The following is a 14,021-nucleotide window of genomic DNA, read 5'->3' on the forward strand; positions in this document are numbered from 1 at the left end:
CCCCGCACCAGCGGGGACGCCCGTAGTGAGAAGGAGCCCCGCATGCCCACCCGCAGCCCCCGTTCGGTCGCCACGTTCCCCATCGTGCTCAGGGAACTGACCGTGCTGCGCGCCGAGAACATCACCCCGGGGATGCGCCGCCTCACCCTCGGCGGGGAACAGCTCCGCGCCTTCCGGCGGGACGGACTCGACCTGCCCGGGCTGCGCACCGAGGGCTTCGACGACCATGTGAAGTTCTTCTTCACCGACGAGGACGGGCGCCTCGTCCTGCCCCGGCAGAACGTCAGCAGCCTGGACTGGCCCGCCGACGGCCGGCCGGTCTCCAAGGACTACACCCCGGTCCGCTTCGACCCCGAGGCCGGCGAGATCGACTTCGACTTCGTCCGGCACGAGGGCGGCATCGCCTCCGGCTGGGCCGAACACGTCAAGCCCGGCGAGAGCGCCTGGATCGCCGGCCCCAAGATGTCCCACAGCCACCCGGAGGGCGCCGACTGGCTGCTGATCGTCGGCGACGAGACCGCGCTGCCCGCCATCGGCCGCTGGCTCGCGGAGATGCCCGAGGGCACCCGTGCCAAGGTCTTCATCGAGGTCGGCGAGGACAGCCACCGCCAGGACCTGCCCACCCGCGCCGACGCCGACATCGTCTGGCTCTCCCGCGCCGGCGCCCCCGCCGGCACCACCGACCTGCTGGAGCGGGCCGTCCGGGACACCGAGTGGCTGCCCGGCACCGTCTTCGCCTGGGTGGCCGGCGAGGCCGTCACCCTCAAGGGCATTCGCCGCCATCTGGTGACGGAACGTCAGGTGCCGCGCGAGCACCTGGACATCACCGGCTACTGGCGGCGCACCGAACCCGCCGCACCCGGCACCCCGGCGGTCGAGGAGGACGCGGAGGACGACGCCCACGAGCGGCTGCACGAGCTGACCGACCTCGCCCCCGGCTACGCCATCCGTGCCGCCGTCACCCTCGGCGTCTTCGAACTCGTCGCCGCCGGCGTCCGCGACCCGCGCGAACTGGCCGCCCGCACCGCCGCCGACCCCGCCACCCTCACCCCCCTGCTCGCCTACCTCGCCTCCCTCGACGTGCTCGCCGACGACGGGGACGGCGGCTACCGGCTCGCCGCGGTCGGCGAGGAACTCGTCGACGACGACCACTCCGCGTACGAGTACCACCTGGGCGGCGCCCAAGCCGCGCTCGACGCCTCCTTCAGCGGACTCCTGCACACCCTGCGCACCGGCGAGGCCGGCTACCGCACCCACGGCGGCGACACCCTGGCCGGCGCCATGGCCGACGACCCGCGCCTGGCCGGCACCGCGCGGGCGGCCGTCGAGGACCACGCCCGCTGGATCGCCCCCGGCGTGGCCGGCGCCCACGACTGGTCCGCCGTGTCCACGCTGACCGCGACCGGACACGGCTCGGCCACCGTCGTCAACGCCCTGGCCAAGTCCTTCCCCGCACTGCGCGCCCGGATCGCGGCGATGCCCTCCGCCCTGCGGGTGCTGCGCGAGGAACTGCTCGACACCGACGTGCTGCCGCGCGTCGAGCTGGTACCGCGCGCCTCCGGGGTACCCGAGGGCGCGCACACGCTGCTGATGTGCCGTCAGCTGGAATGGCTGGCCGACGACGACGCCGTACAGGTCCTCGCGGAGGCCGGCGCCGGGCTCGCGGCCGGCGGCACGCTGGTCCTCGTCGAACAGGTGACGCCGGCCGACGCCGACGACATCGACGCCGTCCTGCACCACCTGCGCCTCAAATGCGTCTTCGGCTCCGGCGTCCGGGACGCCGAGCACATCGCCGCCCTCGCCGAGCGGGCCGGCCTGACGGTGCGGGCCTGCCGGGACATCGGCTGGGACCACCGGCTGTGGGTCGCCGGCCGAGCGGACGGCTGACCCCGGCGACACGGGAGTACGGCCCGGTCGCGCCGCACGGCTCGACCGGGCCCCGCCTCACCCTCCGTCCAGGCTCTCCCGTGCCCAGGCCACGGCCTCCTCGAACCGCGCCACGCCGACGACCGGACACCCCCAGAACCTCACCGCCGCCTCGGGCGCCGGACTCCGCCCGCCCGCGAAGGCGAGCCCCCGGCAACGATCGCCCGGTGCCATCCGCAAGTTCTTTACCGCACGACCCATTTCTGTTCCCTGACCTCCTCCCCGAGCACCTCCGCCACGGCCTCGGTCAGCCGCGCGACCAGCAGCCGGCGGGTCTCCGGCGTGCCCCGCCACTCCGGGGACAGATGCAGTTGGACCCAGCCCACCCGCGGCGGCAACCTCGGACAGCGGGAACCAGGGTCGGCAGCCAGGCCCCGGCCGCGACCACGGCCCGGCGCACCCGCAGCGAGCCGGTCGGGGTCGTCACCTCGACGCCCCCGGCCACCGGACACAGGCCGGTGACCCGGCTTCCGGTCAGCACCCGGGCGCCCGCCGCCCGTGCCAGGTCCACGGCCGCCCGGATGGTCGCCTCCGGACGCACGATGCCCGCGCCGGGCTCCCACACCCCGATGTGGCCCTTCGGGACCGCCGTGTGCCCGGGGAAGCGTTCCTCCAGCTCGGCGGCGGACAGCGTCCGCACCTCGATGCCGTGCGCCGCGGCGGCGCGCAGCGTCCCGCCGGTGACCGGGCCGTCCGGCGGGCCGATGAGCAGTCCGCCGGAGGGGACGGACAGCTCCGCGCCCGAGGCCCGCTCCAGTTCGCCCCACAGGCGGGCCGACCGGCGGGCGAGCGGCACCAGGTCCGGGTGTTCCAGGCAGGTGATCCGGAACATCCGCGAACCGCCGTGCGAGCCGCCCCACGCGTGCCCCGGCGGATACCGGTCTACGCCGATCACGTCCACGCCCCGCACCGCGAGCTGCCACAGCGCCGCCGAACCCCAGGCGCCCAGGCCGATCACGGCGGCTTCCGCGTCCCAGCCACGCACGGACATGTCGTCCCTCACCTCCACGAGCGCCCGGACACCCGGACGGTCAGACGGACTTGAGCACCTCGTCGGTCGTGGTCACCACCGCGCAGCGGCCCGCCGCCCAGCGCAGGGCCGTCTCGTGGTCCTCGGGGGAGAAGTCGGCCACGGCGTCGGCGACCACGAAGGCCTGGAGGTCCCGCATCCACGCGTCGCAGGCCGTCATCATCACGCCGATGTGCGCGTACACCCCGACGATCACCAACTGGTCGCGGCCCGCGGCCCGCATCCGCTCGGCGAGGTCGGTACGGACGAACGCGCTGTACTTCCACTTGGTGAGCAGCGTGTCCCCGGCCGCGGGCGCCACGGACTCCGGAATCGCGAGGGCCGCCGGGTCGTCGGCGACCCCCGGGCCCCAGAAGTCGAGCTGGAGCCCGCGCTCCTCGGGCGTCTGGCCGCCGCGCTGCACCGAGTAGACGACCGGTATCCCGGCCCGGCGGCTCTCCGCCAGCAGCCGGGCCGTGTTGGCGAGCAGGCCGGTCAGCGGCTGCCCGCCCGCCGGGAAGGCCGACAGGAAGTGCTGCTGGAGGTCGTGCACGAGCAGCACCGCGCGTGCCGGGTCCACGGTCCAGGACACCCGGTTGACCGGCAGCCGGCCGGCGTCCGGGAGCGGGTAGGCGGTGATGGTCGGAAGTGCCATGCGGACACCGGCCTTTCAGGGCTGCTCGGGGAAGGCCGCGACCGAGCGCAGCCCCTTCTTGCTGACCTTGCCGACACCGGTGTGCGGGAAGGCGTCGACGAAGCGGACGAGGTCGGGGATCTTGTAGGCGGCGACACCGCGCTCGCGTACGAACGCCTTGATCTGTGCGGCCGTCGGCGGCTCGGCGTCCGCGCGCAGGATCACATGGGCGAGGGTGCGCTCGCCGAGGTACTCGTCGGGCACGGCGACCAGCGAGACGTCGTGCACCGACGGGTGGGCCAGGATGATGTTCTCGATCTCCTCCGGGGCGACCTTCTCCCCACCCCGGTTGATCTGGTCCTTGGCCCGGCCCTCCACCACCAGATGCCCGCTCGGCGTACGGCGCACGATGTCACCGGTGCGGTAGAACCCGTCCTCGGTGAACGCCGACTTGTTGTGCTCGGGCGCCCGCCAGTAGCCCCGGATGGTGTACGGGCCCCGGGTGAGCAGATGACCGAACTCGCCCTCGGCCACGTCCCGGTCGGAGTCGTCCACGATCCTGACCTCGTCGTCGGGGGAGATCGGCAGGCCCTGCGTGGTGACGACGGTCTCCGGATCGTCGTCCAGCCGGGTGTAGTTGACCAGCCCCTCCGCCATGCCGAAGACCTGCATCAGCTTGCAGCCGAGCGCGGGCTCCAGCCGCCGGGCCGCCTGCTCGCTGTACTTCGCCCCGCCGACCAGGACCAACTCCAGGCTGCTCAGGTCGCGTTCGCCGCGCGCGGCGCTGTCCGTCCACAGCAGGGCGAGCGGCGGCACCAGTCCGGTCATGGTCGCCCGCTCCCGCTCGATCAGCGCGAACGCGGTCGTCGGATCGGGCTTCGGGCACAGCACGACCGTACCCCCGGCGTACAGAGTGCCCAGCCAACCGGGGCTGCTCATGGGGAAGTTGTGGGCGGCCGGCAGGACGACGAGGAAGCGGGTGTCCGCGTCGACACCGCAGATCTCGTTGGAGCCGCGCAGCGAGTAGAGGTAGTCGTCGTGGGTGCGCGGGATCAGTTTGGACACCCCGGTCGTCCCGCCCGACAGCTGGAGGAAGGCCAGCTCGTGCGGTTGCGGGCCGGGCAGCGGCCCCGCCGGGTCGCGGGGCACCTCGGACAGTGCCGTGTGCGGGCCCGGCTCGCCGGCCACGAACACCTCCCGCAGGGCGGGGGAGTGGCGCCGGACACGGGTGGCGAGGTCGCGGTGGTCGAAACCGGCGTGCACGTCCGGGATCACATAGGCGACGGCCTCCGAGAAGGAGCAGAAGTGCGTGATCTCGGTCTCGCGGTGGGCCGGCAGCGCGAACACGGGCAGCGCGCCGATCCGGAACAGCGCGAACACCACCTCGGCGAACTCGCCGACGTTGGGCAGCTGGACGACCACCCGGTCCCCGCGGCCGATGCCACGCGCCGCGAACCCGGCCGCGAGCCGGCCGGCCGCCTCGTCCAGTTCCCGGTAGGTCCAGGTACGGCGCTCGGGCTCCGGGTCGACCAGGGCGATCCGGTCGGGATGGGCGACGGCTCGCTCCCGGAGCATCCCGCCGAAGGTCTCCCCCCGCCAGTGGCCGGCACGGCGGTAGCGCTCGGCGAACTCATCGGGCCAGGTCGGCGCGTCCACGCCGGGGGTCAGCGCCGAGGGCGTCCGAAGCGTCGGTTCGTTGGTCACAGCCAGGCTCCCACCGGGATCAGGGTGCAAGAGAAGAGAGGGAGGTCAGGCGCGCAGCGTGGCGCCGCCGTCCACGTACAGGTCGTGCAGGGTGATGTGCCGGGCGCGGTCGGAGACCAGGAAGGCGACGGCGTCCGCGATGTCGGACGGCTCGGCGATCCGGCCCAGCGGGATTCCGGTGCGGTACGAGGCCAGGTCCCCCTCGATCACGGCCCGTCGGCCGCTCTCGGCACCGTCCGGCGACCGCTCCCACAGGGCGACCTGCATGTCGGTCGCGGTGGAGCCGGGGGAGACGGTGTTGCAGCGCACCCCGTACGGCGCGACCTCCAGCCCGAGGCACTTGGTGAACATCACCGCGGCGGCCTTGGAGGCGGCGTAGGCGGCCATGCCGGCGCGCGGGACACCGGCCGCGTTGGAGGCGACGGTCACGATGCTGCCCCGGCCCCGGACGGTCATCCGGCGGGCGGCGGCCCGCGAGACGTGCAGGACGCCGTTGGTGTTGACGGCGAACACGGCCGCCCAGTCGGCGTCGTCCAGGTCCACGACGGCCGCACCGCGCAGGACGCCCGCCACGTTGACCGCGATGTCCAGGGGACCGAGGGACTCCTCGGCCTCGGCGACCAGTTCCTCCACCGCGTCCGCGTCGGTCACGTCCAGCGCGCGGGAGGTGACCCGGCCCTCGTGCCGCGCGGCCAGCTCCGCCACGCCCTCGGCGTGCACGTCGGTGGCGAGCACCCGCGCCCCCTGTCCGGCGAGCGCCTCGGCCACGGCGGCGCCGATACCCCGGGCGGCCCCCGTCACCAGGGCGAGCCGCCCGGCCAGCTCCGGTCCCGCGCTCATGCGGCCACCGCCCTCGGCCGGGTGACGCCGCGACGGTGGACGGAACGTGCCTGACTGCGGGGCGACATGGCCGCGGGGCCTCCGGGGAGCGAACGACGGACGTGGCCGTCGGTTCGACACCACGCCCCAGGGACTTAGGTGAGCCTAACCATAACTGTGTTCGCTTTCCCCTCCAACCACCGGTTCCGGCCCGCCCGGTCGGCGCCGGCACCGGTGATGGGATGATGATCGGCGACACAAGGCGACGGCGGTCCGAGGAAGCCGGTGGAAATCCGGCGCGGTCCCGCCACTGTGACCGGGGGCAGTCCATCCCGTCCCATGAGGGTGGCGGGAAGGGGGAGCGTCCGGGAGCCAGGAGACTCACGCGGTCGCCTCCTTCGACGACACCGGGGCGGATCTCCCCGGGAGGGGAGCGGGACGGCATGCCCGAGGAACCGATGGACGAGACGCCCGGCGACGCGGCGACCGGGCGAGCCGCCGCGAGCGCGCGAACAGCCGAAACCGGGCCAACGGCCGAAACCGGGCCAACGGCCGCGACCGGGCGAGCGGCCGCGACCGGGCCAATGGCCGCGAAGGGGCGAGCGGCCGGGACCGGGCGAGCCGCCGTCCCCTGCCGGGTCGTCGTGTGCCGGGACTGCTGCTGCGGCACGCCGAAAGTGCCCGGCATCGACCACGCCCAGCAGACCGCGCGGCTGCGGTCCGAGGTGCCGGTGCGCGTCTCGGGCTGCCTCGACGTGTGCGAACACGCCAACGTCGTCGTGGTCCAGCCCTCCACCGAGGGCCGCGCCGTCGGCGCCCGGCCGGTCTGGCTCGGTCTGGTCAACGACATGGACGCCACCGAGGACATCGTCGCCTGGGTACGGGCCGGCGGCCCCGGCGTGGCCCCCCTCCCCGAGATCCTCGGCCTCTACGGCATGACCCCGCCCCGCCGCTCCCCGAACCCCTGACCCCCCGCACGTCCTGGGACGGTTCACTCGCCGGAACCCGGTCGGCACGCCACGCGCGGATGGCCGGATCACGGCCCTGGATTTACTAGGACGTCCATCTATATAGTCGCGTCGAAGGCCCGCGGTGCAGGGAAGCCGGTGCGACTCCGGCACGGTCCCGCCACTGTGACCGGGGAGTACGCCGTCGAGCAGGACGCCACTGACGAGCAGGATGTCGGGAAGGCGGACGGCGCGCGCTGATCCGGGAGTCAGGATACCGGCCGCGGGATGTTCCGTGTTGTCCACGAGGATGGAGCTGACACGCATGGCACCGGTGCGTCTTCACGATCCCGGCCCGCGCGACCGTCGGTACGGCCCGCCCGGCACTCCCGCCGCCGTGGCCCCGGCCTGACGGACCCCGCCGGCAGCGTCCGCGCGCACCGCACGCGTCGTACGTCACCACGTCCGCGTGCCGGCCCCGCGCGCCCTCCCGGATCATCCCCACCCTCCCGGATCACCCCCACCTGACGAGAGCAGGCACCCATGATCCGCCCGCACCACCTCACCTCCGTACGCGAGTTGACCCACTTCGTCGGCGGCAAGCACCTCCCGGGAACCTCGGGCTCGCACGCCGACGTCCACGACCCGAACACCGGCGAGGTGCGGGCCCGCGTCCCGCTCGCCGACCGCGCCGAGACCGAGGCCGCGATCGGCGTCGCCGTCGAGGCGCAGCGCGCGTGGGGAGAGTGGAACCCGCAGCGCCGCGCCCGCGTGCTGCTGCGGTTCCTGCGCCTGGCCGAGCAGGAGAAGGACTCACTGGCCCGGCTGCTGTCGTCCGAGCACGGCAAGACGGTCGCCGACGCCCACGGCGACCTCCAACGCGGCCTGGAGGTCGTGGAGTTCGCAGCCGGTATCCCGCACCTGCTCAAGGGCGAGTTCACCGACAACGCGGGCACCGGCATCGACGTCCACTCCCTGCGCGCGCCCCTCGGCGTCGTCGCCGGGATCACCCCGTTCAACTTCCCCGCGATGATCCCGCTCTGGAAGGCGGCGCCCGCGCTGGCCTGCGGCAACGCCTTCATCCTCAAGCCCTCCGAACGCGACCCGTCCGTCCCGCTGCGGCTCGCCGAACTCTTCCTGGAGGCGGGCCTGCCGCCCGGCGTCCTCAACGTCGTCAACGGCGCCCGCGACACCGTCGACACCCTGCTGGCGGACCCGCGCGTCGCCGCCCTCGGCTTCGTCGGCTCCACCCCCGTCGCCGCGCACGTCTACGCCACCGCCGCCGCGCACGGCAAACGCGCCCAGTGCTTCGGCGGCGCCAAGAATCACCTGATCGTGATGCCCGACGCCGACCTCGACCAGGCCGTGGACGCGCTGATCGGCGCCGGATACGGCTCGGCGGGCGAGCGCTGCATGGCCGTCTCGGTGGCCGTGCCCGTCGGCGAGGACACCGCGAACGCCCTCGTCGCCCGCCTCGCCGAACGCATTCGCACCCTGCGCATCGGCCGCAGCGACGACCCCGAGGCCGACTTCGGACCCCTCATCGGCCGCGACGCCGTGGACCGCGTCCGCTCCTACATCGGCCTCGGCGTCGAGGAGGGCGCGGAACTCGTCGTGGACGGCCGTGACTTCGTACTCCCCGGGCACGAGAACGGCTTCTTCGCCGGCGCCTCCCTCTTCGACCGGGTCACCCCCGCGATGCGCGTCTACCAGGAAGAGATCTTCGGCCCGGTGCTGTGCGTCGTACGCGCCGCCGACTACGAGGAGGCCCTGCGCCTGCCCAGCGAGCACACCTACGGCAACGGCGTCGCGATCTTCACCCGGGACGGCGACACCGCCCGCGACTTCACCCGGCGCGTGCACACCGGCATGGTCGGCGTCAACGTGCCCATCCCGGTGCCCGTCGCCTACCACACCTTCGGCGGCTGGAAGCGCTCCGGGTTCGGAGACCTGGGCCAGCACGGGCCGGACGCGATCCGCTTCCACACCCGCACCAAGACCGTCACCTCCCGCTGGCCGGCCGCCGGTCTGCGCGAGGGCGCCGGTTTCACGATCCCCACGATGGGCTGAGCGCCGTATGACCTCCACCCTGCTCACCGAGGACCAGCAGGCCCTCGTCGAGACCACCCTCGACTTCGCCCAGGACCACCTGGCACCGCACGCGCTGGACTGGGACCGCGACAAGCACTTCCCCGTGGACGTCCTGCGCAAGGCGGCCGGGCTCGGGCTCGGCGGCGTCTACGTCCGCGAGGCGTCCGGCGGCTCGGGACTCACCCGCGCCGACGGCGTCCTCGTCTTCGAGACCCTCGCCACCGGCTGCGCCTCCATCGCCGGCTACCTGTCCATCCACAACATGGTCGCCTGGATGATCGACCGCTACGGCGACGACGCCCAGCGCGAACGCCTGCTGCCCCGCCTGTGCGCGATGGACGACCTCGCCGCGTACTGCCTGACCGAACCCGGCGCCGGCTCCGACGCCGCCGCCCTGGCCACCCGGGCCGTCCGGGACGGCGACCACTATGTGCTGAGCGGCGTCAAACAGTTCGTCTCCGGCGCGGGCGCCGCCCAGGTCTACGTGGTGATGGCCCGCACCGGCGGCACCGGCCCGGACGGCGTCTCGGCGTTCGTCGTCCACCGCGACGACCCCGGCCTCGGCTTCGGCCCGAACGAACGCAAGATGGGCTGGAACGCCCAGCCCACCCGGCAGGTGATCCTGGACGCCGTCCGGCTGCCCGCCGACCGGCTCCTCGGCCGTGCGGGCGACGGCTTCCGCATCGCCATGAGCGGCCTGAACGGCGGACGCCTCGGCATCGCCGCCTGCTCCCTCGGCGGCGCCCGCAGCGCCCTCGACCGCAGCCTCGCCCACCTCGCCGACCGGGAGGCGTTCGGCGCCCGCCTCCTCGACGCCCAGGCGCTGCGCTTCCGCCTCGCCGACATGGCCACCGAGCTGACCGCCGCCCGCGCCCTGGTGCGGCAGGCCGCCGGCGCCCTCGACGCCGGGGACCGGCAGGCGCCGTACCTGTGCGCGATGGCGAAGCGGTTCGCGACCGACACCGGGTACTCGGTCGCCGACCGCGCGCTCCAGCTGCACGGCGGCTACGGCTACCTCAGCGAGTACGGCATCGAGAAGATCGTCCGTGACCTGCGCGTCCACCAGATCCTGGAAGGAACCAACGAGATCATGCGCGTCATCGTGGCCCGTGGCCTGACGGAGGCGTTCGGATGACCGGCACCGAGGCACCCGTCCTCTTCCACACCGCCGGCCGGACCGCCCGCATCACGCTCAACCGGCCGAAGGCCCTCAACGCCCTCAACCACGAGATGGTGCGCCGCATCGGCGAGCAGCTCACCGCCTGGGAACACGACCCGGCCGTCGAGACCGTCGTCATCACCGGCGCGGGGGAGCGCGGGCTGTGCGCCGGCGGCGACATCCGCGCCGTCCACGACGACGCCCGGGACGGCGACGGCAGCGCCTCGGCCGCGTTCTGGCGCGACGAGTACCACCTCAACGCCCGCGTCGCCCGCTACCCGAAGCCGTACGTCGCGCTCATGGACGGCATCGTCATGGGCGGCGGCGTCGGCGTCTCCGCGCACGGCGCCGTCCGCGTCGTCACCGAACGCTCCCGGATCGCCATGCCCGAGACCGGCATCGGCTTCGTCCCCGACGTCGGCGGCACCCACCTCCTCGGCCTGGCACCCGGCGAGCTGGGCACCCATCTCGCGCTCACCGGCGCGCACATCGGTGCCGGCGACGCCCTGCTGTGCGGACTGGCCGACCACTACATGCCGGCCGCGTCCCTCGACGCCTTCCTCGCCGACCTGGCCGGCCTGCCCGTAAGGGACGCCCTCGCCCGCCACGTCCAGCCCCCGCCGGACGGCGACCTGGACCGGCGGCGCGAGTGGATCGACGCCTGCTACCCGGCCGGCACGGTCGAGGACATCGTGACCCGGCTGCTCGACCACGGCGACCCCGCCGCCAAGGAGGCCGCCGAGACCCTGCTCACCAGGTCGCCGACCTCCCTCAAGGTCACCCTCGCCGCCCTGCGCCGGGCCCGTCGGCTCGGCTCCCTGGAGGCGGTCCTCGACCAGGAGTACCGCGTCTCCTGCGCCACCCTGAGTACCCCCGACCTGGTGGAGGGCATCCGCGCCCAGGTCGTCGACAAGGACCGCCGGCCGCGCTGGTCGCCCGAGACCCTCGCCGAGGTCACCGACGCCGACGTGGAGCGCTTCTTCGCCCCGCTCGGCGACCGCGAACTCGGCCTCGCCGGACCCGGCGGCACTCCGGAGGTGGCCTGGTGAGCCGTACCGTCGCGGTCATCGGCCTCGGGCACATGGGCGCCCCCATGGCGGCCAGCCTGGTCAAGGCCGGACACCGGGTGCGCGGCCACGACCTGGTGCCCGAGGCGCTGGACGGCGCCGCCCGGGCGGGCGTCGAGCCCGCCGCCTCCGCCGCCGAGGCGGTGGCGGACGCCGAGACGGTCGTCACCATGCTGCCCACGGGCGGTCACGTCCTCGGCCTCTACGACACCGTCCTGGCCGCCGCCCGGCCCGGCACCCTCTTCGTGGACTGCTCCACCATCGACGTCGCCGACGCCCGCACCGCCCACGAACGCGCCGTCGCCGCCGGTATGCGCGCCCTGGACGCGCCCGTCTCCGGTGGTGTGGCCGGCGCCGAGGCCGCCACGCTCACCTTCATGGCCGGCGGCCCGGAAGCGGAGTTCGCCGAGGCCCGGCCGCTGCTGGAGGCCATGGGCCGCAAGGTGGTGCACTGCGGCGGCCCGGGCGCCGGACAGGCCGCCAAGATCTGCAACAACATGATCCTCGGCGTCTCCATGATCGCCGTGAGCGAGGCCTTCGTCCTGGGCGAGAGCCTCGGCCTCTCCCACCAGGCGCTGTACGACGTGGCGTCCACCGCGTCCGGACAGTGCTGGGCCCTCACCGCCAACTGCCCCGTCCCCGGCCCCGTACCGGCCAGCCCCGCCAACCGCGACTACCGCCCCGGCTTCGCCGCCGCCCTCATGGCCAAGGACCTGGGCCTCGCGGCCGACGCGGCCCGCGCGGGCGGTGTACGCGCGGAACTCGGGTTTCGGGCAGCCGACTTGTACGCGACGTACGCCGAACGCGTCGGCACCGGAGAGGACTTCTCCGGCATCGTACGCACCATCCGGGACCGGAGCGGAGACCAGACGTGACCACCACCCCGGACACCGGGTACGAGACGATCCTGGTCGAGCGCAAGGGGCGCGTCGCCCTGCTGACCCTCAACCGGCCCAAGGCGCTCAACGCCCTGAACCTCCAGGTGATGGCGGAGGTCGTGGCCGCCGCCGAGGCCCTCGACCGCGACCCCGACTGCGGCTGCCTCGTCATCACCGGCTCGGCCAGGGCGTTCGCGGCCGGCGCCGACATCAAGGAGATGCGGCCCCAGGGGTACCTGGACATGTACCTCGCCGACTGGTTCGCCGCCTGGGACCGGCTCGGGCACCTGCGCACCCCCACCGTGGCGGCGGTCGCCGGATACGCGCTCGGCGGCGGCTGCGAACTGGCGATGCTCTGCGACGTGCTGCTCGCGGCGGACACGGCCGTCTTCGGGCAGCCCGAGATCAAACTCGGGGTGCTCCCCGGCATCGGCGGCTCCCAGCGGCTGACCCGCGCGGTCGGCAAGGCCAAGGCCATGGAGCTGTGCCTGACCGGCCGCACCATGGACGCGGCCGAGGCCGAACGCGCCGGCCTGGTCTCCCGGGTCGTCCCCGCCGACGACCTGCTCGGCGAGGCGCTGGCCGTGGCCGACACGATCGCCGCGATGTCACTCCCGGTGGCGATGATGGTGAAGGAGGCGGTCGGCAGGGCCTTCGAGACCACGCTCGCGGAAGGCGTCCGCTTCGAACGCCGCCTGTTCCACGCGGCGTTCGCCACCGCCGACCAGAAGGAGGGCATGGCCGCCTTCATCGACAAGCGGCCACCGGAGTTCCGGCACCGGTGAGGGGGGCGCCGGCCCGTCCTGCGGGGCGGCGAACCGGCCACGCCGGACGGGGGCCGCTCCGCGACCCCGGTCACCCTCGGAGCACACCCTGCTCCCGCCCGGCGGCGGAAACGCGACATCGGTCGGCGGACCGGCCCGTGGCGCTCGCCGCCTGACGGGAGGAGGGTGGGCCCCATGCCATGGATCAGCCACCGGGCGGACGACTCCTGCCTGCTGCACGCCGCCGTCGTCGGAGCCGGGCCCACCCTGGTCCTCCTGCACGCCGGCGGCCCGGACCACCGGAGCATGCTCCCGCTGGCCGAACGGCTCGCGGACCGCCATCAGGTCGTCCTGCCGGACCTGCGCGGTTACGGCCGCTCGGTGTGCACCGACCCGGCCCGCTACACCTGGGCCCGCTACACGGCCGACGTGATCCGGCTCCTGGACCACCTGGGCGTCGCGCGTGCCGCGCTCGGCGGGGCGGGCCTCGGCTCCACCATCACGCTCAGGACGGCCGCCGCCCACCCGGACCGGGTGCGGGCCGCCGTACTGATCGGGGTCGAGGACATCGAGGAGGACGACGCCGCCGAGCAGGCCGAGATCCGCTACCTCGACGCGTTCGCCGCCCGGGTCGCCGCCGAGGGACTGCAGGCTGCCTGGGCACCCGTGCTCGACCAACTCCCGCCGGTCGTCGGAGAGATGGTGCGGGACGCCGTACCCCGTTCCGACCCCGCCAGCATCGCGGCGGCCGCGTCCATCGGGCACGACCGGGCCTTCCGGGGCGTCGCCGACCTCGCCGCCGTCACCGTGCCGACGCTGGTGTTCCCGGGCGCCGACCCACGGCACCCGACCGCACTCGCGCGGGAGGTGGCCGCCACCCTGCCCGGCGGCCGGCTTGCCTCGGCCGCGATCGACGCCCGGCTACGCACCGCCGAGGATCTGGCCGCCGCCCTCGCACCGGCCGTCCGCGCCTTCCTCGGCACCGGGACGGCGCCCTGAACCGGCCGCCTCCGCTCACTCGGT

The 14,021-nt window shown here is 74.2% G+C and carries 12 protein-coding genes and 2 riboswitches; of the genes, 8 read left to right on the top strand and 4 right to left on the bottom strand.

All coding sequences use genetic code 11. The annotated features are described in order from the left end of the window. The first annotated feature begins 42 nt into the window (after nucleotides 1–42). Complete coding sequence (locus tag NX794_RS19345) at nucleotides 43–1,887, top strand: SIP domain-containing protein (protein WP_258779834.1); 1,845 nt, start codon at nucleotides 43–45, stop codon at nucleotides 1,885–1,887. A gap of 286 nt (nucleotides 1,888–2,173) precedes the next feature. On the opposite strand, the gene NX794_RS19350 is transcribed toward NX794_RS19345, so the two are convergent. From NX794_RS19350 to NX794_RS19365, 4 genes are read right to left on the bottom strand one after another with little or no spacing between them, the layout of a single operon-like run. Beyond that, nucleotides 2,174–2,917, bottom strand: coding sequence for an FAD-dependent oxidoreductase (locus tag NX794_RS19350; protein WP_258779835.1), 744 nt, complete (start codon nucleotides 2,915–2,917; stop codon nucleotides 2,174–2,176). 40 nt (nucleotides 2,918–2,957) lie between these two features. After that, on the bottom strand, nucleotides 2,958–3,590 hold the full coding sequence (locus NX794_RS19355; RefSeq protein ID WP_258779836.1) for an isochorismatase family protein: 633 nt from the start codon (nucleotides 3,588–3,590) through the stop codon (nucleotides 2,958–2,960). A gap of 15 nt (nucleotides 3,591–3,605) precedes the next feature. Then, a complete protein-coding gene (locus NX794_RS19360; protein ID WP_309506005.1) occupies nucleotides 3,606–5,273 on the bottom strand; it encodes a (2,3-dihydroxybenzoyl)adenylate synthase in 1,668 nt (555 codons plus the stop codon). Nucleotides 5,274–5,318: 45 nt separating this feature from the next. Beyond that, the gene (locus NX794_RS19365; RefSeq protein ID WP_258779837.1) at nucleotides 5,319–6,113 is read right to left on the bottom strand and encodes a 2,3-dihydro-2,3-dihydroxybenzoate dehydrogenase; all 795 of its coding nucleotides are present in this window, start codon (nucleotides 6,111–6,113) and stop codon (nucleotides 5,319–5,321) included. A 254-nt stretch (nucleotides 6,114–6,367) separates the two neighbouring features. Further along, a riboswitch (cobalamin riboswitch) is annotated at nucleotides 6,368–6,475 on the top strand. 201 nt (nucleotides 6,476–6,676) lie between these two features. Here NX794_RS19365 and NX794_RS19370 point away from each other — a divergent pair. From NX794_RS19370 to NX794_RS19400, 7 genes are all read left to right on the top strand, one after another. Then, nucleotides 6,677–7,060, top strand: coding sequence for a (2Fe-2S) ferredoxin domain-containing protein (locus NX794_RS19370; RefSeq protein ID WP_258779838.1), 384 nt, complete (start codon nucleotides 6,677–6,679; stop codon nucleotides 7,058–7,060). A 105-nt stretch (nucleotides 7,061–7,165) separates the two neighbouring features. Then, nucleotides 7,166–7,339: riboswitch (cobalamin riboswitch) on the top strand. A gap of 243 nt (nucleotides 7,340–7,582) precedes the next feature. Further along, the gene (locus tag NX794_RS19375; protein WP_258779839.1) at nucleotides 7,583–9,109 is read left to right on the top strand and encodes a CoA-acylating methylmalonate-semialdehyde dehydrogenase; all 1,527 of its coding nucleotides are present in this window, start codon (nucleotides 7,583–7,585) and stop codon (nucleotides 9,107–9,109) included. Nucleotides 9,110–9,116: 7 nt separating this feature from the next. After that, on the top strand, nucleotides 9,117–10,265 hold the full coding sequence (locus NX794_RS19380; RefSeq protein ID WP_258779840.1) for an acyl-CoA dehydrogenase family protein: 1,149 nt from the start codon (nucleotides 9,117–9,119) through the stop codon (nucleotides 10,263–10,265). Then, nucleotides 10,262–11,338, top strand: a complete 1,077-nt coding sequence (locus NX794_RS19385; RefSeq protein ID WP_258779841.1) for an enoyl-CoA hydratase/isomerase family protein — start codon at nucleotides 10,262–10,264, stop codon at nucleotides 11,336–11,338. The genes NX794_RS19380 and NX794_RS19385 overlap by 4 nt, the downstream gene beginning before the upstream one ends. After that, a complete protein-coding gene (gene mmsB, locus NX794_RS19390; RefSeq protein WP_258779842.1) occupies nucleotides 11,335–12,231 on the top strand; it encodes a 3-hydroxyisobutyrate dehydrogenase in 897 nt (298 codons plus the stop codon). Before NX794_RS19385 ends, mmsB begins: the two co-directional genes overlap by 4 nt. Next, nucleotides 12,228–13,019, top strand: a complete 792-nt coding sequence (locus NX794_RS19395; RefSeq protein ID WP_258779843.1) for an enoyl-CoA hydratase — start codon at nucleotides 12,228–12,230, stop codon at nucleotides 13,017–13,019. The genes mmsB and NX794_RS19395 overlap by 4 nt, the downstream gene beginning before the upstream one ends. 174 nt (nucleotides 13,020–13,193) lie before the next feature. After that, the gene (locus NX794_RS19400) at nucleotides 13,194–13,997 is read left to right on the top strand and encodes an alpha/beta fold hydrolase (RefSeq protein WP_258779844.1); all 804 of its coding nucleotides are present in this window, start codon (nucleotides 13,194–13,196) and stop codon (nucleotides 13,995–13,997) included. Nucleotides 13,998–14,021 lie beyond the last annotated feature (24 nt).

The sequence above is a fragment of the Streptomyces pyxinicus genome (assembly GCF_024753135.1).
GTDB classification, from domain to species: domain Bacteria; phylum Actinomycetota; class Actinomycetes; order Streptomycetales; family Streptomycetaceae; genus Streptomyces; species Streptomyces pyxinicus.